Below are 3,120 nucleotides of genomic sequence, written 5' to 3'. Positions count from 1 at the left end.
CCTTCTGTCCAGGTAGCCAAAGCGGCAGCGAAACATTGATCTCGCTTTCCCGAGTGCCCAGATTGTCGTTCCAGCGGTCTGTTCGCTGGAAGGCACCGACGGTCGGTGCGCCAGGAAACAGGGCTTCACCGACCGTCCGGCTGGCGGCGGCTTCCTCGCGCTTCGCCTCCAGCGTTCGCCTCTCGGGAGAATTGGCCCACGCTTTTTCGAAGACTTGACGCAAGGTGTCCGCGTCTGCCGAAGCCGCTGCGGCAGCCAGCAACACGCTCAGGATTGCGGCGCGATAGCCTGTTGCGGTCGAGGATCGTCGGCCAGTCATCGGGCGTGCCATTCGGAATGCGGGACAACCGAATGTTAGTCACTGCCAGCCGACAAAAGGCTGACCGGGAGATTACAAACGTGTTAACCGTGACGGCCGGAGAAGCAGCGCAGCGACGCATCCGGCCGGCAGCGCGCCGGCCGACACCCGCAGCGGGCGAGGGGATGGCTGTGCCCGGCAGCCATCAGGCTCCTGAAACGGTCGGGCCTACTTCAGGATTCCCAGCAGATTCGAGAAACCGTCGGTCCACGCTGCGAAGCCGGGTCGCGGCGTCAGCACCCGGGCCTGTGGAATCTGCTGTTGCAGACGCGCCACTCGCTCGGCCGGCGCGATCAGCGCCCACACCGAGTGGCGGCAGAAATCATCGTCCGGATCGAGTTCGACGGCCAGCACGCGCAACCCGAGCTGGTGGGCCGCGGCAGCGATGACCGGTTGCAGGTCGAGGTAGCGGTTGGTGATGTGCACGGCGAGGATGCCATCGCTCTTGAGATGTCGCAGGTAGGCCTGCATCGCCTCGAGGGTGAGCAGGTGGGTGGGGATCGAATCACCGGAGAAAGCGTCGATCGCCAGCAGGTCGAAGTTCTGCACCGGCTCGCGTTCGAGCATCAGGCGTCCGTCGCCGAGCACCGGCACGATGTGCGCCCGGCTCTCGGCCAGGTAGCTGAAATCATTGCGTGCCAGATCGAGCACCTGCTCGTTGATCTCGTACATCCGCATTTCGTCACCCGGTCGCCCATAGGTGGACAAGGTGCCGGCGCCGAGGCCGAGCACGCCGAGTTTCAGCGCCGGGCGATCGCGCAGGCCGAGCAGGGCCTGGCCGATTCCCGACTGTTCGCAGTAGTAGGCCGTCGGTCGCCGGCTGTAGGCGGGCGCGATGAACTGTTCGCCATGATTGATCCGGCCATGCACGATCATGCGCCGGGTGCCGAGTGTTCCTTCATTGGCATCGGCGACGCGTAGCTGGCCATAGAAATTGCGCAGCACGCGCCGGTAGTTCTCGACGTAGTCGATCGACAGGCCGGTCAGACGCCAGCCGTAGAGAGCCAGGCCGAGCAACAGCAGCCAGCGCCAGTGCGTTTTGACTTCGCACCAGAGGACGATGATGACCAGCAACGCACAGAGAAAGAGACCGATCGGCAACTCGAAATAGGCGTTGAACACCGCCGGTGCCAGCAATCCGACGAAGCTGCCACCGAGTGCGCCGCCGATCGAAAGCATCAGATAGAACAGGGTCAGGTGGCGAACCGGCGGCCTGCGCCGGACCAGTTCGCCATGACAGACCATGCAGAAAACGAACAGCGAGAGGGAGATGACGCCGACCAGCAGGGGAACCGGAATGCCGCCGCCGTCGAGTACCCGGTCGAGGGCGAGGCAGGCGAGCGGCAGCGCCAGCAGGAATGCGGGCCGGTAGTAGTAGCGTGGCGCATCGAAGCAGAGAATGAAACTCAACAGGTAGATGCTCAGCGGCAGGACCCAGAGGAAGGGTACCGGGGCGACATCCTGCGTCAGGTGCCGCGTCAGCGCGAGCAGCAGGATGGAGGCGGTCATGGCCAGGCCGATCCACAGCAGACACTCGCTCAGGGGCGGTCGTGCGACCGGTTCGCTGCTCTGCGGCGTCCGCTCGATTTCGCTGGCGACGCCTTTCCACGATTGCCGGGCACTGGCCAAGCAGGCGACGACGAACAGGACGTAGGCGAGCGACCAGGCCCAGGCCTGCTCGACGACGACGAAGAAGGGTTCGACGAGCACCGGGTAGCTCAGCAGGGCAATCATCGAGGCCAGGTTGGACAGCGCGTACAGGCGGTAGGGCATCATGCTGTTGAAAGAACGCGCGTACCATGCCTGCATCAGCGGCCCGGTGGTCGACAGCAGCAGATAGGGCATGCCGACCGCCGAGGCGAGAACGACCAGCACGTTCCAGGTCGGGTGCGCGAAAGCTGCATCCTTCCACGCCGGATTGGCCACCACCGGCAGGGTGGCCAGGCTGAGCAGCAGCAGGGCGCCATGCACGATGTTCTGACGGCGCGGCGAAAGCCATTCGTGCAGCAGGTGGACGTAGAGATAACCGAGCAGCAGCTCGGCCTGAAAGAAGACCAGGCAGGTGCTCCAGACCGAGGACGAGCCGCCGAACCACGGCAGGATCATCTTGGCAACGATCGGCTGCACCTGAAAGAGCAGAAAGGCCGAGAGAAAGACGGTGATGGCGAAGCTGATCATGAAGGCTTTCGGGCAAAGCTCGGAAAAAATGGGCGGGAGTCCGGGTCCCGCAGGATCGGGTGGCGCTGGCGAAGGGCGCGGTCACTGCGCCGCCGGCTGCGTCCGGCCGTCCTTCTCCTTATGACTGCCGGCTGCCGGGGTCGGCCTCGGCGGGTGCCGCATGCCAGCTTTCGCGTGGCACGACCACGTTGTTGCCCGGCTGCATGACGAAATGCGGCGACATGATCTGCACGCCGTAGGTATTGAACTGGTCCTGGATGTTGGCATGCAGGGCGGAGAGCACGGGTACCCGTTCGAGCGGCTTGTCCATGTGCGCGAACAGTTCGTACTCGACGTACCAGTCGGCCAGGCTGCGCTGGTAGACGAAGGGCTTCGGCGTGGCGCGCAGACCGGGTGTCTGTTCGGCCGCGGCGATCAGCATGGCATGCACCTGGCGCCAGGGTGTGTCATAGCCGATGGTCACCTTGGTGGACACCAGCGTGCCGCGCGCGCCGGCCAGGCGGGAGTAATTCTTGATCGGGCTGCAGACCAGCACGGCATTGGGAATCGTCACTTCCTCGTTGCGCATGTTGATGATCTTGGTC

1 protein-coding gene and 2 pseudogenes are annotated in these 3,120 nt (G+C 64.5%); all 3 read right to left on the bottom strand.

The features are described 5' to 3' along the window. Positions 1-319 (bottom strand): annotated as a pseudogene (locus JNK99_RS01405) (transporter); the annotation flags it as partial. A gap of 207 nt (positions 320-526) precedes the next feature. Then, positions 527-2,536: a fused MFS/spermidine synthase gene (locus JNK99_RS01400; protein WP_291847549.1), complete on the bottom strand. Its 2,010-nt coding sequence runs from the start codon at positions 2,534-2,536 to the stop codon at positions 527-529. 118 nt (positions 2,537-2,654) lie between these two features. Beyond that, positions 2,655-3,120, bottom strand: a pseudogene (locus tag JNK99_RS01395) (mechanosensitive ion channel domain-containing protein); the annotation flags it as partial.

This window comes from Accumulibacter sp. (assembly GCF_016789985.1).
Taxonomy (GTDB): domain Bacteria; phylum Pseudomonadota; class Gammaproteobacteria; order Burkholderiales; family Rhodocyclaceae; genus Accumulibacter.
This window is presented reverse-complemented; position numbering and strand designations above follow the sequence as displayed.

Coding starts and splice junctions, on each gene's coding strand:
- JNK99_RS01400 (WP_291847549.1), bottom strand. CDS start 2,536: ATGATCAGCTTCGCCATCACCGTCTTTCTCTCGGCCTTTCTGCTCTTT.